The organism is Paludibacterium yongneupense DSM 18731 (assembly GCF_000422925.1).
Classification (GTDB): Bacteria; Pseudomonadota; Gammaproteobacteria; order Burkholderiales; family Chromobacteriaceae; genus Paludibacterium; species Paludibacterium yongneupense.
The window spans coordinates 1-23,646 of record NZ_AUGZ01000038.1; the positions used below are offsets into that span (position 1 = coordinate 1).

General features: G+C 63.5%; 21 protein-coding genes. 15 read left to right on the forward strand and 6 right to left on the reverse strand.

Going from position 1 to position 23,646, the window contains the following annotated elements; all coding sequences use genetic code 11:
• Together G520_RS0112895 and G520_RS0112900 are read left to right on the forward strand one after the other, a co-directional pair.
• A partial coding sequence (locus G520_RS0112895) for a bifunctional aconitate hydratase 2/2-methylisocitrate dehydratase (protein ID WP_028536024.1) occupies positions 1–1,740 on the forward strand: 1,740 nt, incomplete at its 5' end.
• Between the two features lie 193 nt (positions 1,741–1,933).
• On the forward strand, positions 1,934–4,843 hold the full coding sequence (locus G520_RS0112900) for a DNA translocase FtsK (protein WP_246542749.1): 2,910 nt from the start codon (positions 1,934–1,936) through the stop codon (positions 4,841–4,843).
• Here G520_RS0112900 and G520_RS0112905 read toward each other — a convergent pair.
• On the reverse strand, positions 4,837–5,451 hold the full coding sequence (locus tag G520_RS0112905; RefSeq protein WP_028536026.1) for a hypothetical protein: 615 nt from the start codon (positions 5,449–5,451) through the stop codon (positions 4,837–4,839). The genes G520_RS0112900 and G520_RS0112905 overlap by 7 nt on opposite strands.
• Complete coding sequence (dbpA, locus tag G520_RS0112910) at positions 5,448–6,824, reverse strand: ATP-dependent RNA helicase DbpA (protein ID WP_028536027.1); 1,377 nt, start codon at positions 6,822–6,824, stop codon at positions 5,448–5,450. The genes G520_RS0112905 and dbpA overlap by 4 nt, the downstream gene beginning before the upstream one ends.
• 59 nt (positions 6,825–6,883) lie before the next feature.
• On the opposite strand from dbpA, the gene mmuM reads away from it, so the two are divergent.
• Positions 6,884–7,831: a homocysteine S-methyltransferase gene (mmuM, locus tag G520_RS0112915; RefSeq protein WP_028536028.1), complete on the forward strand. Its 948-nt coding sequence runs from the start codon at positions 6,884–6,886 to the stop codon at positions 7,829–7,831.
• 63 nt (positions 7,832–7,894) lie between these two features.
• On the opposite strand, the gene G520_RS0112920 is transcribed toward mmuM, so the two are convergent.
• The 3 genes from G520_RS0112920 to prpB are packed head-to-tail and all read right to left on the reverse strand — an operon-like array spanning position 7,895 to position 11,457.
• A complete protein-coding gene (locus G520_RS0112920) occupies positions 7,895–9,346 on the reverse strand; it encodes a bifunctional 2-methylcitrate dehydratase/aconitate hydratase (protein ID WP_028536029.1) in 1,452 nt (483 codons plus the stop codon).
• 21 nt (positions 9,347–9,367) lie between these two features.
• Complete coding sequence (prpC, locus tag G520_RS0112925) at positions 9,368–10,516, reverse strand: bifunctional 2-methylcitrate synthase/citrate synthase (RefSeq protein WP_028536030.1); 1,149 nt, start codon at positions 10,514–10,516, stop codon at positions 9,368–9,370.
• A gap of 56 nt (positions 10,517–10,572) precedes the next feature.
• On the reverse strand, positions 10,573–11,457 hold the full coding sequence (prpB, locus tag G520_RS0112930) for a methylisocitrate lyase (protein ID WP_028536031.1): 885 nt from the start codon (positions 11,455–11,457) through the stop codon (positions 10,573–10,575).
• A gap of 214 nt (positions 11,458–11,671) precedes the next feature.
• On the opposite strand from prpB, the gene rpoE reads away from it, so the two are divergent.
• The 12 genes from rpoE to nagZ all read left to right on the forward strand — a co-directional run bounded on the left by rpoE (position 11,672) and on the right by nagZ (position 22,403).
• Entirely contained in the window at positions 11,672–12,271 is a 600-nt protein-coding gene (gene rpoE / locus G520_RS0112935; RefSeq protein WP_028536032.1) for an RNA polymerase sigma factor RpoE, read from the forward strand.
• Positions 12,272–12,273: 2 nt separating this feature from the next.
• A complete protein-coding gene (locus G520_RS0112940) occupies positions 12,274–12,756 on the forward strand; it encodes a sigma-E factor negative regulatory protein (RefSeq protein WP_028536033.1) in 483 nt (160 codons plus the stop codon).
• A complete protein-coding gene (locus G520_RS0112945) occupies positions 12,756–13,730 on the forward strand; it encodes a MucB/RseB C-terminal domain-containing protein (protein ID WP_051229381.1) in 975 nt (324 codons plus the stop codon). The genes G520_RS0112940 and G520_RS0112945 overlap by 1 nt, the downstream gene beginning before the upstream one ends.
• Positions 13,731–13,871: 141 nt before the next feature.
• Complete coding sequence (locus G520_RS0112950; protein WP_028536035.1) at positions 13,872–15,293, forward strand: Do family serine endopeptidase; 1,422 nt, start codon at positions 13,872–13,874, stop codon at positions 15,291–15,293.
• A complete protein-coding gene (locus G520_RS0112955; protein ID WP_028536036.1) occupies positions 15,293–15,532 on the forward strand; it encodes a glutaredoxin family protein in 240 nt (79 codons plus the stop codon). Before G520_RS0112950 ends, G520_RS0112955 begins: the two co-directional genes overlap by 1 nt.
• 105 nt (positions 15,533–15,637) lie before the next feature.
• A complete protein-coding gene (lepA, locus tag G520_RS0112960; RefSeq protein WP_028536037.1) occupies positions 15,638–17,431 on the forward strand; it encodes a translation elongation factor 4 in 1,794 nt (597 codons plus the stop codon).
• Complete coding sequence (gene lepB, locus G520_RS0112965; RefSeq protein WP_028536038.1) at positions 17,432–18,463, forward strand: signal peptidase I; 1,032 nt, start codon at positions 17,432–17,434, stop codon at positions 18,461–18,463.
• A gap of 121 nt (positions 18,464–18,584) precedes the next feature.
• Entirely contained in the window at positions 18,585–19,292 is a 708-nt protein-coding gene (rnc, locus tag G520_RS0112970) for a ribonuclease III (protein WP_028536039.1), read from the forward strand.
• Positions 19,289–20,179, forward strand: coding sequence for a GTPase Era (era, locus tag G520_RS0112975; protein ID WP_028536040.1), 891 nt, complete (start codon positions 19,289–19,291; stop codon positions 20,177–20,179). The genes rnc and era overlap by 4 nt, the downstream gene beginning before the upstream one ends.
• A 12-nt stretch (positions 20,180–20,191) precedes the next feature.
• Positions 20,192–20,923 (forward strand): DNA repair protein RecO, encoded by a 732-nt coding sequence (gene recO, locus G520_RS0112980; protein ID WP_028536041.1) that lies wholly within the window; start codon positions 20,192–20,194, stop codon positions 20,921–20,923.
• Positions 20,920–21,300, forward strand: coding sequence for a holo-ACP synthase (gene acpS / locus G520_RS0112985; RefSeq protein ID WP_343222397.1), 381 nt, complete (start codon positions 20,920–20,922; stop codon positions 21,298–21,300). Before recO ends, acpS begins: the two co-directional genes overlap by 4 nt.
• 23 nt (positions 21,301–21,323) lie before the next feature.
• On the forward strand, positions 21,324–22,403 hold the full coding sequence (gene nagZ / locus G520_RS0112990) for a beta-N-acetylhexosaminidase (protein WP_028536043.1): 1,080 nt from the start codon (positions 21,324–21,326) through the stop codon (positions 22,401–22,403).
• A gap of 36 nt (positions 22,404–22,439) precedes the next feature.
• Here the strand turns inward: nagZ and G520_RS0112995 are convergent, their stop codons facing one another.
• Positions 22,440–23,585, reverse strand: a complete 1,146-nt coding sequence (locus G520_RS0112995; protein ID WP_051229382.1) for an HD-GYP domain-containing protein — start codon at positions 23,583–23,585, stop codon at positions 22,440–22,442.
• Positions 23,586–23,646 lie beyond the last annotated feature (61 nt).

Sequence of the window (23,646 nt, forward strand, 5' to 3'; positions counted from 1 at the left end):
ATCTTTTTCAATACCCAGGAAGATTCGGGGGCGCTGCCGATCGAAGTCGATGTGTCCGCGCTGGCCATGGGCGATGTGATCGACATCTATCCCTATCAGGGCCGTATCGAGAAAAACGGCGCCGTCGTGGCGACTTTTGCCCTCAAGTCGGAGGTGTTGCTCGACGAAGTGCGCGCCGGCGGGCGCATCAATCTGATCATAGGGCGCGGTCTGACGGCCAAGGCGCGCGAAGCGCTCGGCCTGCCCGCATCGACGACGTTCCGCCTGCCGCAGGCGCCGGCCGACAGCGGCCGCGGTTTCTCGCTCGCGCAGAAGATGGTCGGTCGCGCCTGCGGCCTTCCCGAAGGCCGCGGCGTGCGCCCGGGCACCTATTGCGAACCGCGCATGAGCACGGTCGGCTCGCAGGACACGACCGGTCCGATGACGCGCGACGAGTTGAAGGATCTGGCCTGTCTCGGCTTCTCCGCCGACCTGGTGATGCAGTCCTTCTGCCATACCGCGGCCTATCCGAAACCGGTCGACGTCAAGATGCACAAGGAGCTGCCGTCCTTCATTTCGACGCGCGGCGGCGTGTCCCTGCGCCCTGGCGATGGCGTGATCCACAGCTGGCTCAACCGCCTGCTGCTGCCGGATACCGTCGGCACCGGCGCCGACTCCCACACCCGCTTCCCGGTCGGGATTTCCTTCCCGGCCGGCTCCGGCCTGGTCGCGTTTGCTGCCGCCACCGGCGTGATGCCGCTGGATATGCCGGAGTCGGTGCTGGTGCGTTTCAAGGGCGAGCTCCAGCCGGGCGTCACCCTGCGCGACCTGGTGAATGCGATTCCCCTGTACGCGATCCGGCAGGGTTTGCTGACGGTGGCCAAGGCCGGCAAGAAGAACGTGTTCTCGGGCCGCATTCTGGAAATCGAGGGCTTGCCCGGGCTCAAGGTCGAGCAGGCTTTCGAACTGTCCGACGCCACGGCCGAACGCTCGGCAGCGGCCTGCGCCGTACGGCTGGACAAGGAGCCCATCCTCGAATACATGCGTCCCAACGTCACGCTGATGAAGTGGATGATCGCCGAAGGCTACCAGGACGCGCGCACGCTTGAACGTCGCATTGCCGCGATGGAGCGCTGGATCGAGGAGGGCGTGCTGCTGGCGCCGGATGCCGATGCCGAGTACGCGGCGGTGATCGAGATCGACCTGGCCGACGTCAAGGAGCCCATCGTGGCGTGCCCGAACGATCCGGACGACGTGAAGTTCCTGTCCGAGGTGGCCGGCACCAAGATCGACGAGGTGTTCATCGGTTCGTGCATGACCAATATCGGCCACTTCCGCGCGGCAGGCAAATTGCTCGAAGGCAAATCGGACATCCCGGTCAAGCTGTGGGTGGCGCCGCCGACGAAGATGGATGCCAAGCAACTGACCGAGGAAGGCTATTACGGCATTCTGGGCCGTGCGGGCGCGCGTCTGGAAATGCCGGGCTGCTCGCTGTGCATGGGCAATCAGGCGCAGGTGCGCGAAGGGGCGACGGTGATGTCGACTTCGACGCGCAATTTCCCGAACCGGCTGGGTAAAAACACCTTCGTCTACCTCGGCTCGGCCGAACTGGCCGCGATCTGCTCCAAGCTCGGCCATATCCCGACACTGGCGGAGTACCGCGCCAATATCGGGATTATCGACGAGAAGGCGGCCGATGTTTACCGCTATCTGAACTTCGACCAGATCGAAGACTATCAGGCGGCCGTCGGCCAGGTTTAAGCCGTCCGTCAGCTTGATGCGGTCCGAACGGCCCCGCGGGCTTGCCCCCGCGGGGCCGTTTTAGCCGCCCCGGTGCCGGAGCCGGGACGGGCGGGCCCGCTGATGGAAAAAAGCCGTTACAATGCCTGGTTCTAGTTTCCGGTGTAGTGCATCGGGCATCGAAACACCTTGATCGGGTAGGCGGATTTTGACTGTGCTGGCTGTTTTATTCGTACTGTTGTTGCTGTTGGGCCTGGCGGCCTGGAGCCTTCGTTCCGGCTACCTGCCCGAGACATGGACGCGGCGGCTGCGACCCTGGTTGCGCTTCTCGTGGTGGTTCGATGTCGGCGATGAAACGCCGTGGCTTCCCCGGTCCCGCACGGTGGAGGAAGAGAGGGGGGAGGAGGGCGCCGCGGCAGAGCCCGCCGCCTCCGATGCGGCGCCGGCCCCGCGCGCCGCGCGCCGCAGACTGCAAACGGCACCTGGCGATTTGCCGCTCATCGGGCTGGATGACGTTGCCAGTAATCTGGGCAACGGCGGCCCACGGCGCGTCGCGCGCCGACTTCCGCTTCCCGAATCCCCGGCCGGGGCGCAGACGCCGCCCGATCTGCCGCTGCTGGATGCGAAGGATTTGCGTGCGAATCTGATGCGCACGGCCCGCCTGGTATCGCGCTTGCGTGCCGCATCGGAAACGAAGGACGATACGCTTCCCCTCATCGATGAGGATGAACTCAGCCGCAATCTGCAAGCCGTTCCGCGCCGCGCACCCCCGCAGGCCACTCCCGATTTGCCAGTGATAGATCCCTCCGAGGTGCGTGCGAGTCTGCAGGCGATTCACGGCGAACGGTTGAAGGGACGGCAGGCAGGCAAGCATGCCGTCGCCCGGCGCGTGCCCCCGTCTTCGACGCTGTCCAGCGCTCCTGAAGTCGTGAGCGGACGGGTGAAGGTGCCACTGACCTTGCCGCCCTTGTCCGAGGCGTACGCGATACGCCCGCCCCAGGACATGCCCGCGCCACCTTCCGGACCCTCTCCTGCGACAGCCGTCGCGCCACCCTCCGGGCCCTCGCCTGAGACAGCCGTCGCGCCACTTTCCGGGCCCTCGTTCGCGGCTGCCGTCGCGCCACCTTCCGGGCCCTCGCCCGAGACAGCCGTCGCGCCACCCTCCGGGCCCTCGCCCGCGACAGCCGTTGCTGTACCCTCCGGACTCTCTCCCGCGGCTGCCGTTGCGCCACCCTCCGGGGCCTCGCCTGCGGCAGCCGTTGCTGCACCCGCCGACCGGTCGTTGATCGAAGCGCCGGTGGTGCAAACCGCCAGCACGACCCCGCCTTCTGCCCAGCTTGCGACTCCGGTCCGCTCGGCAAGCTGGGGCGCCGCTGTCACTGCCGCGGCCAACGACCCCCTTGTTGCCGGGACGGTCTCCGACGCCGTTCGCCGCGCCGCGCCTTCTGCCGATGCCGTCTCGCCGCTCGAGCGCGATGCCGAGCCGCAGGCCGCGGATGGGGGCGCGCCGCCCGCTAGCGGCGAAGAAAGCCTCCCCGATACCGGTGATCTGGTGTGGCAATTAATAGAAGAAGCCGAGCCGGAGACCAGTATTGCGGTGCCGGACGGGATTCGCGCCTGGTCGCCGGCGCCTGGCGTCGCACGCACCGACTGCCTGCCTGGGCTCGATCTGTTGCAGCCGGCTTCCGAACAGGTGATAGAGGCGGGCTCGGACGAGGCGCTGCTGGAACGCGGCATCGTGATAGAGGAGAAGCTGGCCGAGTTCAAGGTCAAGGTCAGCGTGGTCGATGCTTACGCCGGCCCCGTCATTACCCGTTTTGAAGTCGAACCGGCGGTCGGCGTGCGCGGCAGCCAGGTCGTCAATCTTGTCAAGGACCTGTCCCGTGCCCTGGGCCTGGCCTCTATCCGGGTGGTCGAAACCATACCCGGCAAGACCTGCATGGGCCTGGAATTGCCGAACCCGGTCAGGCAGATGATCCGTCTGTCCGAGATCCTGTCCTCCGATGCCTTCGTGCACGCCAGGTCGCCGTTGACACTCGTTCTGGGCAAGGACATCACTGGCCTGCCGGTGGTCACCGACCTTGGTCGCGCGCCGCATTTGCTGGTGGCTGGCACGACGGGCTCCGGCAAATCGGTCGGGGTCAACGCCATGATCCTGTCCATTCTGTACAAGTCGACGCCGGATGAGGTTCGCTTCATCATGATCGACCCCAAGATGCTGGAGTTGTCGGTATATAACGATATTCCGCACTTGCTGGCTCCGGTGGTGACCGATATGAAGCTAGCCGCCAATGCTCTGAACTGGTGTGTCGGTGAGATGGAAAAGCGTTACCGGCTGATGAGCGCGCTTGGGGTGCGCAATCTGGCCGGGTATAACGAAAAGATCCACGCGGCACGTGCGCAGGGCGAGCGTATCGCCAATCCGTTCAGTTTGACGCCGGAGACGCCTGAGCCGCTGGAGGCGCTGCCTTTCATCGTGGTCGTGGTCGATGAGTTCGCCGATCTGATGATGGTGGCCGGCAAGAAAATCGAAGAATTGATCGCACGTCTCGCCCAGAAGGCGCGCGCGGCCGGGATTCACCTGATTCTGGCGACCCAGCGTCCGTCGGTCGATGTGATCACTGGCTTGATCAAGGCCAATATCCCGACCCGCATCGCTTTTCAGGTATCCAGCAAGATCGATAGCCGGACCATTCTCGACCAGATGGGAGCGGAAGCCTTGCTGGGGCAGGGCGATATGTTGTTCCTGCCGCCGGGGAGCGGCTATCCGCAACGGATTCACGGTGCCTTCGTCGCCGACGAGGAAGTCCACGGCATTGTCGAGTTTCTCAAGCAGCTCGGCGAGCCCGACTATGTGGAAGGGGTGCTGTCGGGCGAGGCCGAGGCCGAGGAGGCGGGCGCGGGCGCCCGCGCCGCCGCAACCGAGAGTGATCCGCTGTACGATGAGGCGGTTGAAATCGTGCTCAGGACGCGCAAGGCCTCGATCTCGTCGGTGCAGCGGCACTTGCGCATCGGTTATAACCGCGCAGCGCGCTTGATCGAAGAGATGGAGGCCGCAGGGCTGGTCAGTTCGATGGAGAGCAACGGCAACCGAAACGTGCTGGTCCCGCAGCGCGATTATTGAACAGCGGGGCCCGGGCAGCGTGTCGCTTGACCGTTCAGCCCCTGCTGCAGGCGGCTGAAGCGCGAGTGCACGCTCGCGCCGTCGCGTTCGATACGGACTATCCACAGGCTGTCGAAGTCGTCCCCTTTCCACTCCGGCACCTGCTCGGCCATGCCGCCATTGGCGCGCAGGAGATGCTTTGCGATATCTTCGATCGCGTGATGCTCCCAGGCGACCCAGACCATGGCACGGGCCAGCGCGGGCGACGTCAGCGCCTGCTCCAGCGCCGCGCCATCGTCGAGCCCGTAGTCGGTATTGACCGGCAGCCCCAGCGAGATGGCCGTCGGCTCAAGCGTTGCCAGTGGACGGATGTAGTTGTAGGCCGTGCCGCCGTCTTTTTTGCGCTGACCGGGGTTGGGTGCGAACAGGAGGTCGGGCCTGCCGAAACGCGCAGACAACACCGCGGGCAGGGCCAGGGCGCGGTTGAGTCCGCGGCAGTCGAGCTGCCCCAGCCCGGCGGCCGGTTTTTCGCCATGGCGCAGCAAAACCACGGTTTCCAGCGTTGCCGCGGAGGTGGGCGGCGCAGCCAGCAAGGCGCACAGGAGGCCGGGCAGGAGAGTGCGCTTCATTCTTCTATCAGCCGCATCTTGAATTGGCGACCCTTGATGCGGCCATCCAGGCGCAGCAAGGTCTTGTTGGCGACCGAACGTTCCAGTCCGACGAAGCTCACATGGTCGAAGACGTTGATCTTGCCAACCTGATCCCCGTTCAAACCGCCGTCGTTGGTGAAGGCGCCGACGATGTCGCCAGGACGCAGCTTGTCCTTGCGTCCGCCATGGATGATCAGAGTGACCATCGGTGGCTTGGGCAGGCCGTTGCTGCGCCATTCGCTTCGTTCGTACCAGTGCGCGGGCGACTCCTGGTAGGCTTCTATCAGCTTGACCCATTTCTTGTCTGCGTCGGCACACAATGTGACCGCGAGGCCTTTTTCGTCGCCGCGGCCGCTGCGGCCGATGCGGTGGACGTGGACTTCCTGGTCGCGTGCCACGTCGACATTGAGCACCAGATCCAGCGAATGAATGTCGAGGCCGCGCGCCGCCACGTCGGTGGCGACCAGAACCGAGGCGCTGCGGTTGGCGAAGCGCACCAGGATTTCATCGCGATCGCGTTGCTCCAGATCGCCGTACAGTGCGAGAGCGGAGATGCCGCGTGCTTGCAGTGCCTCGGTCAACTCGCGGCAATGAATCTTGGTGTTGCAGAAAGCCAGCGTCGATTCAGGCGTGAAGTGGTTGAGTACATCGATCACGGCCTGGTTGCGCGCTTCGGCTTCGATCATGTAGAACCGCTGCTCGATCTTTTCATTGCCATGCCGCGCCTCGATCTTGATTTCCAGAGGGTTGCGCAGGAAAGTGCCCGCATGCTGGCGAATGGTGTCGGGGTAGGTGGCCGAGAAAAGCAGCGTTTGCCGCTTGCGAGGTAGCGCGCGCATGATGTTCTCGATATCCTCGAAGAACCCCATGTCGACCATGCGATCTGCTTCGTCCAGCACCAGCGTTTCGACGTGGGACAGATCCAGCGTGCGGCGGCCAAGATGGTCGCGCAGCCGGCCCGGCGTGCCGACAATGATGTGGGCGCCGTGTTCGAGCGATCCGATCTGCGGTCCCATCGCCACGCCACCGCACAGGGTCAGTATCTTCACGTTGTCGGCGAAGCGGGCAAGACGGCGCAGTTCCTTGGCGACCTGATCGGCCAGTTCTCGCGTCGGGCACAGTACCAGAGCCTGAATCGCAAAGAAGCGGGGGTTGAGCTTGTTGAGAACACCGATGCCGAATGCCGCTGTTTTGCCGCTGCCGGTTTTGGCCTGCGCGATCAGGTCGCGTCCATCCAGCACCGCCGGCAGGCAGGCGGCCTGGATCGGGGTCATGGAGGCGTAGCCCAGGCTCGCGATGGTGTCCAGAAAAGCGGGCGAAAGCGGCAGGGCGGAAAAAGATGATGTATTCACAATGGCTTGGCGTCGGTTTCAAAGGCGCCCATAGTAACATACACCCGGAAAGATACAGTATGACCCATGACGCAGAAGTCAATCCTTTTGCCCCTCATCTGTCCGCGCGCGGGCTGGTTGTCCTCGACGGCGCGTTGGCGACCGAGCTCGAAAGCCGCGGCTGCGATCTGAACGACCCCTTGTGGTCGGCGCGGGTGCTGATCGAAGCCCCGGAGCTGATCCGTCAGGTGCACGAGGACTATTTCGCAGCTGGCGCCGACGTGGCGACCACCGCCAGCTACCAGGCAAGTTTCGAAGGATTCGCGCGTCGCGGACTGTCGCACGACGAAGCGCGGGCCCTGATGCGGCGCGCGATTGAACTGGCGTGCGAAGCGCGGGATCGCTGCTGGGCCGACCCCGCGCTTCGCGTCGGCCGCGCGCGGCCGCTGGTGGCGGCTTCGGTCGGGCCCTACGGTGCGATGCTGGCCGATGGCTCGGAATATCGCGGCCATTATGGCCTGAGCGAAGAACAGTTGATGGATTTCCACCGCCCGCGCCTGGCGGCGCTACTGGCGGCAGGGCCCGATCTGCTCGCTTGCGAGACCTTGCCCTGCCTGGAAGAAGCGCGCGCGCTGGCGCGGCTGCTGACCGAGTTCCCCTCTGCGCGCGCCTGGATCAGCTTTTCATGCCGCGATGGCGAACACCTGTGCCAGGGCGAACGCCTGGCCGATGCGGTGGCGGCGCTCGACGGCTTCGATCAGGTCATAGCCGTCGGCGTCAACTGCACGGCGCCCGAGTATATCGCCCCTCTGCTTGCCAGCGCACGCACGGCCACGCGCAAGCCCTTGCTGGCCTATCCGAACTCGGGCGAGAGCTATGATGCCGAGCACAAATGCTGGCACGGCCATGGCCACAGTGCCGCTTTTGCCGACATGGCGCGCGAGTGGCGCCGTGCCGGAGCCAGCCTGATCGGCGGCTGCTGCCGTACTTCGCCCGAACACATCCGCGCGCTGGCCAGCCTGTCCTGATCGCCCGCCTCCCGACCGCCCCCCCTTGTTTGCGCGCCGGGGGGGGGGCGGAGCGTAGCCCTGTCAGATCGTCCACATATCTGTGAAGCGGGGAACCGGCGTTGCCAGCAAACGCTGCGGGTCGGTGCACAGCTCGAAGATCGCCGCTTGCTGTTTGGCCGGAAAGCGTCGCGCCAGATTGCGCCGGAATTTTTCCAGCAGCAGGGGAATGCCGTCCTGGCGGCGGCGCTGGTGCCCGATCGGGTATTCGCAGACTTCTTCTTCCAGACGCGAACCGTCGTTGAACTCGATGGTGATTGCGTTGGCGATGCTGCGTTTGTCGGGATCGTGGTAGTCGCGGGTGAACTGCGGGTCCTCCACGCAGAGGATTTTTTCGCGCAGGGCGTCGATGCGGGGATCGGCGGCGACGTCATCTTCATAGTCCCCGGCTTCCAGCCGGCCGAACAGCAGCGGCACCGCCACCATGTACTGGATGCAGTGGTCGCGATCGGCCGGGTTGGCGAGCGGTCCCTTCTTGTCGATGATGCGCAGGCAGGCCTCATGCGTGCGTATCGTAACCCGGGCGATATCCGCGGCGCTGCGTGAGCTCGCGTCCAGCTTGTGCTTGAGCGCGATCGCACACTCGACCGCCGTCTGGCTGTGGAATTCGGCCGGATACGCGATCTTGAACAAGACCTTTTCCATGACATAGCTGCCATAGGGGCGCTGGAAGGCGAACGGGCGTCCTTTGAACAGGACGTCGTAGAAGCCCCAGACCGGCGCCCCGAGCACGCCGGGAATGCCCATCTCGCCCTTCAGTGTGAATAGCGCGAGCCGAACGGCGCGGCTGGTGGCATCCCCTGCGGCCCATGACTTGCGCGAACCGGTGTTGGGCGCATGGCGGTAGGTGCGCAAGCTTTGTCCGTCGACGAAGGCCTGCGAGACCGCGTCGGCGATTTCGGTGCGGCTGGCGCCCATCAGGCGCGCGCAGACGGCGGCTGAGGCGACCTTGACCAGTACGACATGATCGAGTCCCACCTTGTTGAAGGCGTTCTCCAGTGCGAGGCAGCCCTGGATCTCGTGCGCCTTGATCATGGCTTCGAGTACGTCGCGCATGGTCAGCGGCGCTTCCTGGCGTGCGCAGCGTTCGCGGCTGATCCAGTCGGCGGTGGCCAGTATTCCGCCGAGATTGTCGGATGGGTGGCCCCATTCGGCGGCGAGCCACGTGTCGTTGAAATCCAGCCAGCGGATCATGGCACCGATGTTGAAGGCGGCCTGGACCGGGTCGAGCTGGAACGAGGTCCCGGGCACGCGCGCCCCGTTTGGAACCACCGTGCCCGGCACGATGGGGCCCAGCAGCTTCGTGCAGGCGGGGTAGGACAGGGCTTCCAGACCGCAGCCCAGAGTGTCCATCAGGCACAGGCGCGCGGTGTCCCAGGCTTCTGGCGAATCGATGACGGTGTCAGCGACGTAGTGGGCGATGGCCTTCAGTTCCGGATCGTGGTCGGGACGCAGATTAATGACAGAGTCTGACATAACGGTTTCCTTGGCTGAACTTCAGCGTTGATCCAGCGGCACGAAGAGCTGATGCTCCGGACCGGTGTAGTTGGCCGAGGGACGGATGATCTTGCCATCCTGGCGCTGCTCGATGACATGCGCGCACCAGCCGCTGCTGCGGGCGATGACGAATAGCGGAGTGAACAGGCTCGTCGGCACGCCGAGATGGTGGTAGCTGACGGCCGAGAACCAGTCGAGATTGGCGAACAGTTCGCGCTCGCTCAGCATGAGGCTCTCGATGCGCTCTGCTATGTCGAACAGGGCCATGTCGCCCGCTCCATGCGCAAGGCTGCGCGCGACCTCCTTGATCACTTTGTTGCGCGGGTCTGACAGGGTATAGACGGGGTGGCCGAAACCGATGACGACTTCCTTGCCCCCGAGCCGGGCTCGGATATCGCGTTCGGCCTCGTCCGCCGAGTCGTAGCGCTGCTGGATCTCGAGCGCGACTTCGTTGGCTCCACCGTGTTTGGGGCCGCGCAAGGCCCCGATGGCGCCCACCACGGCCGAATAGAGGTCGGAGCCGGTGCCGGCGATGACGCGCGCGGTGAAAGTCGACGCATTGAATTCGTGTTCGGCGTAAAGATTAAGCGAGGTGTGCATCGCGCGAACCCAGTCTTCGCGCGGTTTCTTGCCGTGCAGCAGGTGCAGGAAATGGGCGCCTATGGTGTCGTCGTCGGTTTCTGTTTCGATGCGCTTGCCGTTGCGGCTGAAGTGATACCAATACAGCAACATGGAACCGGTTGCGGCCAGCAGGCGGTCGGCGATTTCGCGTGCGCCGGCGGTGCCATGTTCTTCTTTCTCCGGCAGGCTGGAGCCGAGTGCCGATACGCCGGTGCGCAAGACATCCATTGGATGGGCCGACGGAGGCAGTGCCTCGAGCACGGCCTTGACCGCCAGCGGGATGCCGCGAAAAGCCGTCAGGCGCGCCTTGTAGGCGGCCAGTTGCGCCGGGCGCGGCAGAGTGCCGTGCACCAGCAGATGGGCGACCTCTTCGAATTCGCATTGGCCGGCGATGTCGAGGATATCGTAGCCGCGGTAATGCAGGTCGTTGCCGCTGCGTCCGACGGTGCAAAGCGCGGTGTTGCCGGCGCAAACGCCGGACAGAGCCACCGATTTCTTGGGTTTGCCAGTCTGAATCACGTCACTCACGGACTTTCTCCTTCGTCGATGATGGTGCGATTGCGGGTGCTGCGAAACCGGGAAAATCAGTTGTCTGGTCGGGTCTGTCCGAACAGGGCGTCGAGTTTCTGTTCGAACGCATGGTAATCGAGGTGGCGGTAGAGTTCGGCACGCGTCTGCATGCGGTCGACCACCGGCCCCTGGGTGCCATCGCGGCGGATTGTGCCGTAGACATCGAGTGCGGCCTGGCTCATCGCACGGAAGGCCGACAGGGGGTAGAGCGCGAGCGACACGCCGTGCGCAGCCAGTTGTTCCGTAGTGTAGAGTGCGGTGGCTCCGAATTCCGTGATATTGGCGAGAATGGGCACCTTGACCGCATCGGCGAAGCGGCGATACATGGCAAGGTCGGTCATCGCCTCCGGAAAAACCATATCGGCGCCCGCTTCGACGCAGGCGACGGCGCGTTCGATGGCGGCATCCAGTCCCTCTATGGCCAGTGCATCGGTGCGCGCCATGATCACGAAGGAGGCGTCCCGCCGCGCATCGCAGGCCGCGCGGATGCGGTCGACCATTTCGGAGGCGGGGACGATGGCTTTGTTCGGGCGGTGGCCGCACCGTTTTTGCTGTACCTGATCCTCGATGTGGACGGCGGCGACGCCGGCCTTTTCGAGACTTCGCACCGCGCGCGCGATATTGAAGGCGCCGCCCCAGCCTGTGTCTATGTCGACCAGCAGCGGCAAGGGGCTCGCATCGGTGATGCGCCGCGCATCGATCAGGACATCTTCCAGCGTGGTGATGCCGAGATCGGGCAGGGCGCACGAACTGGCCGCGACGCCGCCCCCCGACAGATACAGCGCCTTGAAGCCGCAATGTTCGGCGAGCAGGGCGCAATAGGCGCTGACGGCACCGACGACTTGCAGGGGTGTTTCGCGGGCGACGGCGTCGCGGAAGGTCTGACCGGCGGTGGGCATGGGACGGCTCCTGGTGGGGAAAACGTTTTTTGATTCTAGCAAGTGCTTGGTAGATTTTGCAAACGGGATAAAAGTGTTACACGCAATTCATGTTTTACGCGATGTCTGATATGTTCTCGGTGTGGGAACTCCTTCCACCGCTGGCGGTCTAGTTGAATGTCTGCCATGCAGGGACAATTTCAGTGGCAGGCAATAAAGGGAGCAGAACAACGACATGAGTGATCGGGAGCTCGATCAACAGTTGGTAGAGCGTGCCCAGCGAGGTGAAAAAAGAGCCTTCGACCTGCTTGTATCGAAGTATCAGCGGCGCCTTGCCAGGCTATTGTCGCGCTTTATCCGCGACGGCGCGGACATCGAAGATGTTACGCAAGAGGCCTTCGTCAAGGCCTATCGCGCCTTGCCCGCGTTTCGCGGGGAAAGTGCTTTTTATACATGGTTGTACCGGATTGGGATCAATACCGCCAAGAACTTCCTCAGCTCCAGCGGTCGCCGTCCGGTCGTCAACAGCGAAATAGAGGACGAAGACGGCGAGAGCTACGACATGGCGTCGCAGCTGCCCGACTACAATACGCCCGAGTCGGAGTTGATGAACAAGCAGATTCTGGCGGCGGTGAACACTGTCGTCGAGCGTCTGCCCGAGGAGTTGAGGACCGCTATTTCCCTGCGGGAGATGGAGGGAATGTCCTACGACGATATCGCCCGGGTGATGGACTGCCCGATTGGCACCGTGCGCTCGCGGATTTTCCGTGCGCGCGAGGCCATTGCGGTCGAGTTGAGGCCTTTGCTGGATACGGCTAAGAACAGAAGGTGGTAGACATGAAAGAATCAGTATCCGCGTTGATGGATGGGGAACTGGGGGCCGACGAGGCGGCCCGTGTCATAGCGGCGATTGGCGCCGACGAATCGCTGAAGGAAACCTGGAGCCGGTATCACCTGATCGGCGATGCCATGCGTTCCGGCAAGCTTTCTGCCATCAATGTCGAAAATGCGGTTTCGGCCCGCCTGGCGGAAGAGCCGACGGTGCTCGCACCCCGGCGCTGGCTTGGTTCAACGCGCCGGCGCAGCACCGTCGGTGCGATGGCGCTGGCCGCGAGCGTCAGCTTTGCCGCCGTGATCGCCTGGCAGCAGCTGGCGACGCCTGCGACCGGGCCCATCGTCGCAGAGGGTAGCGTGCCCGTGCAGGTGCGGCCCTTGCAGGCGGTGGCCGATAACGAGGATCCCTACTTCCTTGCGCATCAGGACATGACCTCCGACTCCGGCGTACTGAAAGTGGCTTATGGAAGCGGGGTCCGGCATTGATGCAACGCGTTCTATCTGTGCTCGTCTGGGCGGGGCTGCCGTTGACCGTCCTGGCGGCGACGCCCGCCAACGGCGATGACTGGGCATTGTTGCGACGGGTGAAGCTGGCCGGGCAGCAGCAGGCCCTGAGCGGAACCTATCTGCATCAGATGAGCGGCGTCGTGGAAAGTTTTCGCATCGCCCGTGCCGGTAGCGGCGACAATCTTGTCGAGCGGCGCGAGTCGCTCGACGGACTCCCGCGCGAAGTCGTCCGCAACGGCGATGCGCTGACCAGCTATGCGCCGGACAAGCATGCGCTCATGGCTGCCAAGGTCAGCGCGATGCGCCTGTTTCCTGCGCTCAGCATCGAGGATGTGGCCGATCTGGCGCAGTCGTATACGCTCAGGCATCTCGGCAACGACCGCGTGGCGCAGCGCGATTGCAACTGGCTTGAGCTGCATCCGCGCGACAAACTGCGCTACAGCGTGCGGCTGTGCGTCGACCCGATGACGGCGATGCCGCTGAAAATGGTGACGCTCGGCCCGCGCAACGATGTCGTCGAGCAGTTCAGTTTTGCCGAACTCGATCTGGCGGCTCCGCGCGACAAAAACCTGCTGCGCCCGCACTACAAGATGAGTGTGCAGCTGCGCGGTCCCGGGCCCGTTGCGTCGCCCAAGACGCCGCTGGCGCCCCATGTCGAGGTGACGGGCTTGCCTGCCGGTTTTCACATGATACGCATCGCCTGGCGCGGTCTCGCCGGCGCCAACGAACAACCGGTGCCGCAGATGGTCTTTACCGATGGACTGGCGATGTTGTCCTTGTTCGTCGAACCGGTGCCGGAGGAGGGGCGCGGCGAACGCAGTCTGAACTTGCACGGCGCGATCAATCTGGCCACGGGTATTCAGGGCAACCAGTTGCTGACTCTGGTCGGCGACATGCCCGAACAGACTCTGTCCGGCCTGGTCAAAACCTTGCGGGTCGTGCGCAGACCCTGAGCCCGGGAGCATCTTTCCATCGAATTGCGCTGCAGGCTCGCCATTCTGAGCTGCGAGCGCGTCGGCATACGGTGCCCGGGGCGGTGCCGCGACCCGGAGCCGATGCCCCGTTTCTGCAATCACTTCAGGTAGAGAGAGAACATGTCGCTGAACAAGCTGATCCTGTCCGTTATGCTGGCGGCTTCGTTGCTGGCGGGGGCGCCCGCAGCCGCTGTTGCCGGTGATCTTCCCGATTTTACCCGCATCGTCGAGGCTGAAGGCCGCGCGGTGGTGAACATCAGTACGACCCAGACTTTGCGCCAGGCCAGTGCGCGTGTCCCCGACGGTCTGTCCGAAGACGATCCGTTCTTCGAGTTTTTCCGCCGTTTCGCGCCGCCGCAGCCGCGTGAGCGCAAAATTGGCTCCCTGGGTTCCGGCTTTATCATTTCGTCCGATGGCTATGTGCTGACCAATTCCCATGTCGTGGCCCGCGCCGACGTCATCACCGTGACGCTGACCGACAAACGCGAGTTCAAGGCGCGCGTGATCGGTTCGGATGCCCGCACCGACGTCGCCCTGCTCAAAATAGACGGCAAGGATCTGCCCGTGGCGAAGCTCGGCTCGTCGGCCACGCTCAAGGTCGGCGAATGGGTCCTTGCCATCGGCTCGCCCTTTGGCTTCGAAAACAGCGTGACGTCGGGTATCGTGTCGGCGGTCGGCCGCCAGTTGCCGGACGAAAACTATGTACCCTTCATTCAGACCGATGCGGCGGTCAACCCCGGCAATTCGGGCGGACCCCTGTTCAATCTGAAAGGAGAAGTGGTCGGCATCAATTCGCAGATCTATAGTGAGTCCGGCGGCTTCATGGGGATTTCCTTTGCCGTGCCCATCGATCTTGCGCTCGATGTCAGCGAGCAGATCAAGATTCACGGCAAGGTCGCGCGCGCGCGCCTCGGCGTGAGCATGCAGGAGATGAACGCGCCGCTGGCGGCTTCTTTCGGGCTCGACCGTCCGCGTGGCGCGCTCGTCAACTCGGTCGTACCTGGCGGTCCGGCCGACAAGGCGGGCCTGCGTCCCGGGGATATCGTCCTGGCCGCCAACGGTCAAGCTGTCGCCGATCCCGGTGCGCTGCAACGGATCGTGGGCATGGCGCGTCCGGGTACGCGTTTTGCCCTGGACGTGTGGCGCCATCGCGCGAGCCGGAGCGTGCTCGTGCTCAGTGACGAATTGAAGGCCGAGGACGATCGCTCCGCGGCGCGCGAATATCGCGCGCCGCAGGGCGAAGCGGTGCCGCAGTCGCAGGGCGAGCGCCGACTGGGCTTGCGTCTCGCCCCTGCGCCTGCCGCCCTGCTCGCGCGACTTCATGTAAAATTCGGTCTGCTGGTGCAGGCCGCTCGGGCAGGCGCGGCCGAAGCCGGCATTCGCCCCGGAGACGTGATCGTCGGGGTCGGTGGCGACAGTCTGGAGAGCGCCGCGCAGCTCGATCAGGCACTGGCGGCCCAGGCCAAGGGCGGTGGGCTGGCGCTGCAGGTCCTGCGCAATGGCCAGATGAGTTTCGTGCTGCTGCAACTGGACCGGCCGTGATGAAACTGACGCTGTATTTCCGCGAGTACTGTAGTCTATGTCATCAGATGCGGGCCGAACTCGCGCCGTGGCAGCAACGCTACGGCTTCGAACTGGATGTGCGTGACGTGGACGACGATGAAACTTTGCTGGCGCGCTTTGACGAGCGGGTACCGGTGTTGATGGATGGCGACACTGAACTCTGCCATTACCACCTCGATACCGGTCGGCTGGCTGCGCATCTCGGCGAAATCGGCTAAACTTCGCGCCAGTGTAAATGGACAGGCCGTGTGCGCCAGGTGCGATAAACCGCGGCGACGGACTGCGAGGGCACCCGTGAGTGCCCTTTTTTTTGCTGGATAGCGATGAAACATATTCGAAATTTCTCGATTATTGCCCATATTGACCATGGCAAATCGACTCTTGCTGACCGCTTCATTCAATTTTGCGGCGGGCTGGACGCGCGCGAAATGAGCGCGCAGGTGCTCGACTCGATGGATATCGAGAAAGAGCGCGGCATCACCATCAAGGCGCAGACGGCCTCCTTGCAGTACAAGGCACGTGACGGCCAGGTCTATAACCTGAACCTGATCGACACGCCGGGGCACGTCGACTTCTCGTATGAAGTCAGCCGTTCCCTGTCTGCGTGCGAAGGTGCGTTGCTGGTGGTCGATGCTTCGCAAGGGGTGGAGGCGCAAACGGTCGCCAATTGCTATACCGCCATCGAGCTCGGGGTCGAAGTGGTGCCTGTCCTCAACAAGATCGACTTGCCTTCTGCCGAACCCGAACGCGTGAGCCAGGAAATCGAGGACATCATCGGTATCGAAGCCATCGATGCGGTGCGCTGCTCGGCCAAGTCCGGTATCGGCATCGAGGACATCCTCGAGACGGTCATCAGCAAGATTCCGCCGCCGCAGGGCGACCCGGATGCCCCCCTGAAGGCGCTCATCATCGACTCCTGGTTCGATAACTACGTCGGCGTCGTGATGCTGGTGCGCGTGGTCGACGGCTGCCTGAGCCCCAAGGACAAGATCCGCTTCATGGCGACTGGCGCCGAGCACCTGTGCGAACAGGTCGGCGTGTTCACTCCCAAGGCACTGGGGCGTACCCGGCTTGCCGCAGGCGAAGTCGGCTTTGTCATCGCCGGCATCAAGGAGTTGAGCTCGGCGAAGGTCGGTGACACCATCACCCTGGCCGCGCGTCAGGCCAGTGCAGCCTTGCCCGGCTTCAAGGAAGTCAAGTCGCAAGTGTTTGCCGGACTCTACCCGGTTGAAAGCCACGACTTCGAAAATCTGCGTGACGCGCTGGAAAAGCTGCAGCTGAACGACGCCTCCCTGCATTACGAGCCGGAAGTTTCGCAAGCGCTGGGTTTCGGTTTTCGCTGCGGCTTCCTCGGCCTGCTGCATCTGGAAATCGTACAGGAGCGGCTGGAGCGCGAGTTCGACATGGATCTCATCACCACGGCGCCGACCGTGGTGTACCAGGTGCTGATGAAGGACGGAGAACTGCTCGAGGTGGAAAACCCTTCGCGGCTGCCCGACCCGTCCAAGATCGAGGAAATTCGCGAACCCATCATCACGTCGACGATTCTGGTGCCGCAGGATTACGTCGGTGCCGTCATGACACTGTGTACGCAGAAGCGCGGCGTGCAGCGCAACATGCAGTATATGGGACGTCAGGTCATGCTGACCTTCGAGATGCCGATGAACGAAGTCGTGATGGACTTTTTCGACCGTCTCAAGTCGACCAGCCGCGGCTACGCCTCGCTCGATTACGAGTTCAAGGAATTTCAGACCTCGGATCTGGTCAAACTCGACATTCTGGTCAATGGCGAGAAGGTCGACGCATTGTCCCTGATCGTACACAGGGCGACGTCCATCTATCGCGGGCGCGAACTGGCGTCCAAAATGCGGGAACTGATCCCACGGCAAATGTTCGATATTGCCGTGCAGGCAGCGATAGGAAGTCATATCATTGCCCGGGAAACAATCAAAGCCTTGCGCAAGAACGTGCTGGCCAAGTGTTACGGTGGCGATATCACCCGTAAGAAAAAACTGCTGGAAAAGCAGAAGGCCGGCAAGAAGCGCATGAAACAGGTGGGTAACGTCGAGATTCCGCAGGCTGCGTTCCTCGCCATCTTACAAGTAGGGGATAAATAAGTGGGCGGCAATCTGTTCTGGGTGTTCGTAGCCATGGCTGTGGTCGGCATATTGCTGGTCGCGCGCGGCGGCAAGAAGGAAGTCGGAGCCAAGGATTATCCTGCTGCGGTGCAGTGGGGGGCGCTGGTGCTGGTTATCGGCATTTTCGGCGTTCTGTCCGAGTATATGAGCTTCACCGCCGTCATGTTGTTGTTCGTCGTGGCGACTGGAGCGGTGGCGGCATGCGACCGTTTCCTGCTGGCGCCGAGGCGCGCGGCAGTGGCGGGCGTCGAAGCGTCGACGGGCGAGGATGTGGCCCGCTCGGCCGAAGGCAAGTACGCTTCGGCCGAGCCCGGGGTGCTGGTCGAGTACTCGCGCGGCTTTTTTCCTGTGATTCTGGTCGTTTTCCTTCTGCGCTCGTTCCTGGTCGAGCCGTTCACCATCCCGTCGAGCTCGATGCGGCCGGGGCTGGTGGTCGGCGACTTCATCCTGGTCAACAAGTTTACCTACGGCTTGCGCGTGCCGGTGCTCAATACGGTCGCGATTCCGGTCGGTAAAGTGGCGCGCGGGGATGTCGTGGTATTCAACTTTCCGCCCAATCCCAAGGTCAACTACATCAAGCGCGTGATCGGTCTGCCCGGCGACGTGGTGGAGTACCGCAACAAGCGATTGACCATCAACGGCGTCGCGGCCAGTTACGCGGCTGACGGCAGTTACGATTTCGTCGAGCAGCAGCTTGCCATGATCCATACCGACAAGCTGAGCGAAACCCAGCACGGCAAGAAGGTTTCGGTGCTGAATATTCCGGACAGTCCGACGCTGACGCTGTCGCAAGTCATGGATTTCCCGGACCGCGACAAGTGCCTGTACGACGATAGCGGGTTCAAATGCACGGTCCCTGCCGGGCATTACTTCATGATGGGAGACAATCGCGATGACAGTCTGGACAGCCGCTACTGGGGCTTTGTCGACGACAAGCTGATTGTCGGGCGCGCGTTCATGATCTGGATGAATTTCAAGGATCTGTCGCGCATCGGGCATGTCGTGAACTGATTCCGGTACCCGGCGGGTGTCGTGTGCGGCGAAGTCATGCCGCGCGCGGCGCCTGCCGTTTTCCTTTTACCTTGCGCGGCTGCCAGTCCGCGCGACTAGCGAGCCATCGATCATCGTGTCCATGCAGCATGAAATCACCTTCCGGCGCCTGTGTCAGGCATTGGACTACCAATTCAACGAGCCCGGACTCCTGCGTCAGGCGATGACGCATCGCAGTTTCGGTACGCCGAACAACGAGCGTTTCGAGTTCATCGGCGACAGTATTCTGAACTACACTGTTGCCCGCATGTTGTACGATCGTTTTCCCGCTTTGACCGAGGGCGAGTTGTCGCGTCTGCGCGCCAATCTGGTCAACCAGAACACGCTGGCCGAGATCGCACATGAACTGAAGCTGGGCGAGAATCTGCGCCTGGGCGAGGGCGAGCTCAAGAGCGGTGGCTTCAAGCGACCGTCCATCCTGGCCGACGCGTTGGAAGCAACGTTTGCCGCTGTCAGTTTCGACCGCGATTTTTCCGCCGCCGAGCAAGTCGTGCAGAAGCTGTATCGCGCGCGTGTCGATGCCATCGATCCGAAGCAGCATGCGAAGGACGCGAAAACCCGCCTGCAGGAAGCGCTGCAGGCGCATAAACAACCGCTGCCGCGTTATCGCATCCAGGCGCAGAGCGGAGAAGCGCACGAGCAATGGTTCAAAGTCGCGTGCGATCTCGGCGATTTGATGATAGAAACCACCGGTGAAGGCGCGAGCCGCCGTGCGGCAGAGCAGCAGGCGGCGGAAGCGGCGCTGGCACGTATTGAAACCTTGTTTGCCAACGGAGCGAAACGCCGATGACCGATCCTCTCTACCATTGCGGCTTCGTTGCCATCGTGGGCCGCCCCAATGTCGGCAAGTCCACGCTGATGAACCATCTGATCGGGCAAAAAATCAGCATTACCTCGAAGAAGGCCCAGACCACGCGCCACCGCGTGACCGGCATCCGTACCGACGAGGCGGTGCAGTATATTTTCGTGGACACCCCCGGCTTCCAGACATTTCATCGCAGTGCGCTGAACGATGTCATGAACAAGAGCGTGCGAGAAACATTGTCCAGCGTCGATTGCGTCATGTTCGTGGTCGAGGCCTTGCGCTGGACGCAGGCCGATCGCGACGTGATGGCGTTGCTGCCGAAGAACACGCCCGTCATTCTGACCGTGAACAAGCTCGACCGCGCTCACGACAAGCTGGTGTTGCAGGAGTATATCGATCGGGTGCGTGCCGAGTTCGAGTTCGCCGCGGTCGAGGTCGTCAGTGCCAAGCACGGTCAGCGCCTGGGCGAGCTGCTGGAGCAGGCGCGCGGGTTTTTACCCGAATCCATGCCGCTCTACCCCGAGGACATGGTCACCGACAAGAGCCAGCGCTTCCTCGCGACCGAGATTGTGCGCGAGAAGTTGTTCCGCTACCTGGGCGAGGAATTGCCGTATTCGATGAACGTCGAAGTCGAACTGTGGGAAGAGGAAGAGGCGCTGCAACGCATCCATATCGCCATTCTGGTCGACAAGGAAGGGCAGAAGGGCATCGTGATCGGCAAGGACGGGGAGAAGCTGAAAAAAATCTCGACCGAGGCCCGCCTCGACATGGAAAAATTATTCGACTGCAAGGTATTCCTCAAGGTATGGGTCAAGGTCAAGAGCGGGTGGGCCGACGACGTCCGTTTCCTCAAGGAATTCGGGTTGGATTGATCGTCCCGCCTCATGAGTTCCGCTAAGGTCGATCGCCAGCTCGCCTATGTTCTGCATACTCAGCCGTATCGCGAGACGAGTCTGCTCGTCGACGCGCTGACGGCCGGGCATGGGCGGGTGACGCTGGTCGCGCGCGGGGCCCGGCGCCCGCGGGCCGAGCTGCGCGGCCTGCTTCTGCCTTTCCAGCCGCTGTCGCTCTCCTGGTTCGGCAAGGGAGACGTCCGTACCCTGCACAGCGCCGACTGGCTGGGCGGCCTGCCGCAACTCGGGGGCCTGCCGCTGCTCAGCGGCTTCTATCTGAACGAATTGGTGCTCAAGCTGACGGTGCGCGACGACCCGCATGCCGAGACCTGGCAGGTGTATGACCGGGCGGTGCGGGGCCTTGCCTCGGGTGCCGCCTTGGCCGAAGTGCTGCGGCGCTTCGAGCTGGGGCTGGTGCGCGCGTTGGGCTATGCGCCTCCGCTCGATCTGGATGCGGCGGGCGAGAGGCTCGATGCCACGCGCTTCTATCGCTGCCGCCCCGGCATGGCACCGCTGCTGTCCGCTGCCGGTGGCGACGCCGTGTCCGGCGCCACCTTGCTGTCCATGGCCGCCGATGACTTCAGCGATGCGACGATGCGGCGCGAGGCGCGGCGTTTTCTGCGCATGGTGCTGAACGATATTCTCGACGGGCAGCCGCTGGCAACGCGCGACCTGCTGCAGTCCTTGACACAGGCCAGCGAGCAGGAATGGGGAGCCGGATGATGATTTATGGCATCGGCAGCGATCTTGTCGATATCGAGCGCATGGAAAATTTACTGCAACGGCGCGGCGAAGCGGCGCTGCGCCATTTATTGTCCCCGCTCGAGTTCGATGCGTTCAGGCGTGCGGCGCATCCCGCCCATTTTCTGGCCAAGCGCTTTGCCGCCAAGGAGGCCTTCTCCAAGGCACTTGGAACCGGCTTGCGTTCGCCGGTCACGCTGACGGCCATTGCGGTCGAGCACGATGCCCTGGGCCGCCCGCAGCTGTGTTTCAGCCCCGAACTTGCCGCCTTTGTCGCCGGGCGTGGGGTGCGCCGACATCATGTTTCCTTGAGTGACGAGCGGCGCCATGCGCTTGCTTTTGTCGTGTTGGAGGGCTGACCCTCGCTAATTGAGTGATACCCATGACCCTATCTCTTTCCCTGCCGCGCGGCCCGCTGATGATCGATGTGGCCGGCTTGTCCCTGGACGATGCCGAGCGCGTCCGCCTGTCGCACCCGCTCGTTGGCGGCGTGATTCTGTTTCGCCGCAACTTCCGCGATATCGAGCAGCTCAAGGCGTTGACCGCACAGATCCGCGCCGTGCGCACGCCCGAGCTGCTGATTGCCGTCGACCACGAGGGGGGGCGCGTACAGCGGTTTCTGGAGGGGTTCACCCGCTTGCCGTCCATGCGCTCCCTCGGTCAACAGTGGCTTGCGCAGCCGGCGGCGGCCCTGGACCTCGCGCAGACTGTCGGCTACGTCCTGGCGGCCGAATTGCGGGCCTGCGGGATCGACTTGTCGTTTACTCCGGTGCTGGATCTGGACTGGGAGCGCTGTGCCGTGATCGGAAACCGTTCTTTCGGCCGTGACCCTGCTGCCGTATCCGAACTGGCGGCCGCCCTGCAGACCGGTCTGCGTCGAGGCGGGATGCCGACTTGCGGCAAGCATTTTCCGGGGCACGGTTGGGTCGAGGGCGATTCTCATCATGTGATTCCGCGTGATGAACGGCCGCTGCCGGCGCTGGAGAGGGACGACCTGCTCCCCTTTGCGCGCATGATCGCCGCCGGCCTCGATTCGGTAATGCCGGCACACGTGGTCTACCCCGCGGTCGACGAGCGAGCCGCCGGTTTTTCCGCCGTCTGGCTGCGCGACATTCTGCGCGCGCGTCTCGGTTTCGATGGCGTGATTTTCTCGGATGATCTGTGCATGGAAGGGGCTTCCGCCGCCGGCTCGGTTCTCGATCGCGCGCGCGCGGCCTTCGATGCGGGTTGTGACATGGCGCTGGTCTGCAATCGGCCCGATCTTGCCGATCAGGTACTGAGCGGGTTTGTCTGGAAGGGCAATGCCGAGCTTGAACGACGCTTGCGGCGCATGGAAGGCCAGGGCAGTCAAAGCGCGTGGGAAGAAACCCTCCGCGGCACGGCGTTTGCGGCCGAACAGGCACGCGTTACGGCGTTGGCCCAGGCTCCCGATGTGATGGTCGGCCCCGCTGTCGGCGAATGAAGGGATGCGTGCGGCCTGCGAGGCATGCGCGGCCGCTCACGCCCTCCACAAGTGGGCGAGGTAGCTGGTTCTGACGCCGGCCAGGCTGGCGGCGCAGGGCTCGACGACCTTGAATGCCGGATTGCGCGTTTCTCGCAACAGGGGTTCGGCATAGGGGGCGGCGTCCATGCGCCGCAGCGCCGCCACGCTAGGCTGGCTGGGCTTGGCGCGCGGATGGGTGACCACCCCGATTTCGTCGCTGGCCAGGCGCACGAAACTGCCTGGCGGATAGATGCCGAGTTCTTTCACCAGCAGCGTGATGAAGGCGGCGTCGAACTCGGCGTCCTTGCGCTGGAAGATGTGCCCTAGCGCGGTGGCAGGCAGCATGGCGACGCGGTAGCGGCGCGGCGTGAGTTTGGCGCAGGTCACGTCGGCCAGATGCAGGATGTGCGCGAGCGGATTGATTGAACGCCGGTTCAGTGTGAAGGGGTAGCCGTGGCCGGTCCACGATTCGTGGTGGGTTTGCACCAGGACATGCCATAGCTCGTTATCTATCCCGACTTCGCGCAAGATGGCCGAGCCGACCAGCGGATGCGAGGCGATGCTTTCGCGCTGGTCTTCGCGCAGTGCTTCGCTCTGCGAATACAACTCGTTTTGCAGGTCGGTCAGCGCGATATTCATCGTCAGCGCTGCGCAGAGCAGGGTCAGACGGATTTCAGGCGACAGCGGCATGCGTTGCGTCAGCAGGGCCAGCAGGCAGGCGGTATGCACGCTGTGCGCCGAGCCATATTCGCCTATCGGGACCAGTAATATGCCTGCCAGCATTCCGTCCGCCTGGGTGGCGGCCAGATGCATGATGCTATGCGCCACGTCGCCGATTGCGGCGGGAAAGTCCCTGACCTGGACCGGATTGCGCAACAGGCCGCGCAGTCGTACGCACAGGTGTGCAACCTCCGAGAACACGCTATGGCGCTCCTGGACCGGCTGCGAATCGATGTTCTCGCTGGGCGGGGGGAGCTCGGGGGCTGCGACCCCCATGCGCAACAGCCTGTCTTTTTGCTCCGGTCCGAGCACGTAATGCCCCTGCTTGAGCAATAGCAGACCCTTGGACGAAAAAACGTCTTGTGTCAGGGCGCGCCCGACGCTTACAGCGGACTGCTGTACGCGCGGCAGCTTGGTAATGAGCAGGTCGTGTCGTGACATGGCGTGCGCTTCAAGCGGACAGGGGCTTCATTCTACCGTAAACCCCTCGTTTGATGCAGTC

Excerpts from the sequence above, each read along its gene's own strand:
- G520_RS0112905 (WP_028536026.1), bottom strand. The coding sequence starts at position 5,451 with ATGAAGCGCACTCTCCTGCCCGGCCTCCTGTGCGCCTTGCTGGCTGCG.
- mmuM (WP_028536028.1), top strand. The coding sequence starts at position 6,884 with ATGACCCATGACGCAGAAGTCAATCCTTTTGCCCCTCATCTGTCCGCG.
- G520_RS0112920 (WP_028536029.1), bottom strand. The coding sequence starts at position 9,346 with ATGTCAGACTCTGTCATTAATCTGCGTCCCGACCACGATCCGGAACTG.
- prpB (WP_028536031.1), bottom strand. The coding sequence starts at position 11,457 with ATGCCCACCGCCGGTCAGACCTTCCGCGACGCCGTCGCCCGCGAAACA.
- rpoE (WP_028536032.1), top strand. The coding sequence starts at position 11,672 with ATGAGTGATCGGGAGCTCGATCAACAGTTGGTAGAGCGTGCCCAGCGA.
- G520_RS0112940 (WP_028536033.1), top strand. The coding sequence starts at position 12,274 with ATGAAAGAATCAGTATCCGCGTTGATGGATGGGGAACTGGGGGCCGAC.
- G520_RS0112945 (WP_051229381.1), top strand. The coding sequence starts at position 12,756 with ATGCAACGCGTTCTATCTGTGCTCGTCTGGGCGGGGCTGCCGTTGACC.
- G520_RS0112950 (WP_028536035.1), top strand. The coding sequence starts at position 13,872 with ATGTCGCTGAACAAGCTGATCCTGTCCGTTATGCTGGCGGCTTCGTTG.
- G520_RS0112955 (WP_028536036.1), top strand. The coding sequence starts at position 15,293 with ATGAAACTGACGCTGTATTTCCGCGAGTACTGTAGTCTATGTCATCAG.
- lepA (WP_028536037.1), top strand. The coding sequence starts at position 15,638 with ATGAAACATATTCGAAATTTCTCGATTATTGCCCATATTGACCATGGC.
- rnc (WP_028536039.1), top strand. The coding sequence starts at position 18,585 with ATGCAGCATGAAATCACCTTCCGGCGCCTGTGTCAGGCATTGGACTAC.
- era (WP_028536040.1), top strand. The coding sequence starts at position 19,289 with ATGACCGATCCTCTCTACCATTGCGGCTTCGTTGCCATCGTGGGCCGC.
- recO (WP_028536041.1), top strand. The coding sequence starts at position 20,192 with ATGAGTTCCGCTAAGGTCGATCGCCAGCTCGCCTATGTTCTGCATACT.
- acpS (WP_343222397.1), top strand. The coding sequence starts at position 20,920 with ATGATGATTTATGGCATCGGCAGCGATCTTGTCGATATCGAGCGCATG.
- nagZ (WP_028536043.1), top strand. The coding sequence starts at position 21,324 with ATGACCCTATCTCTTTCCCTGCCGCGCGGCCCGCTGATGATCGATGTG.
- G520_RS0112995 (WP_051229382.1), bottom strand. The coding sequence starts at position 23,585 with ATGTCACGACACGACCTGCTCATTACCAAGCTGCCGCGCGTACAGCAG.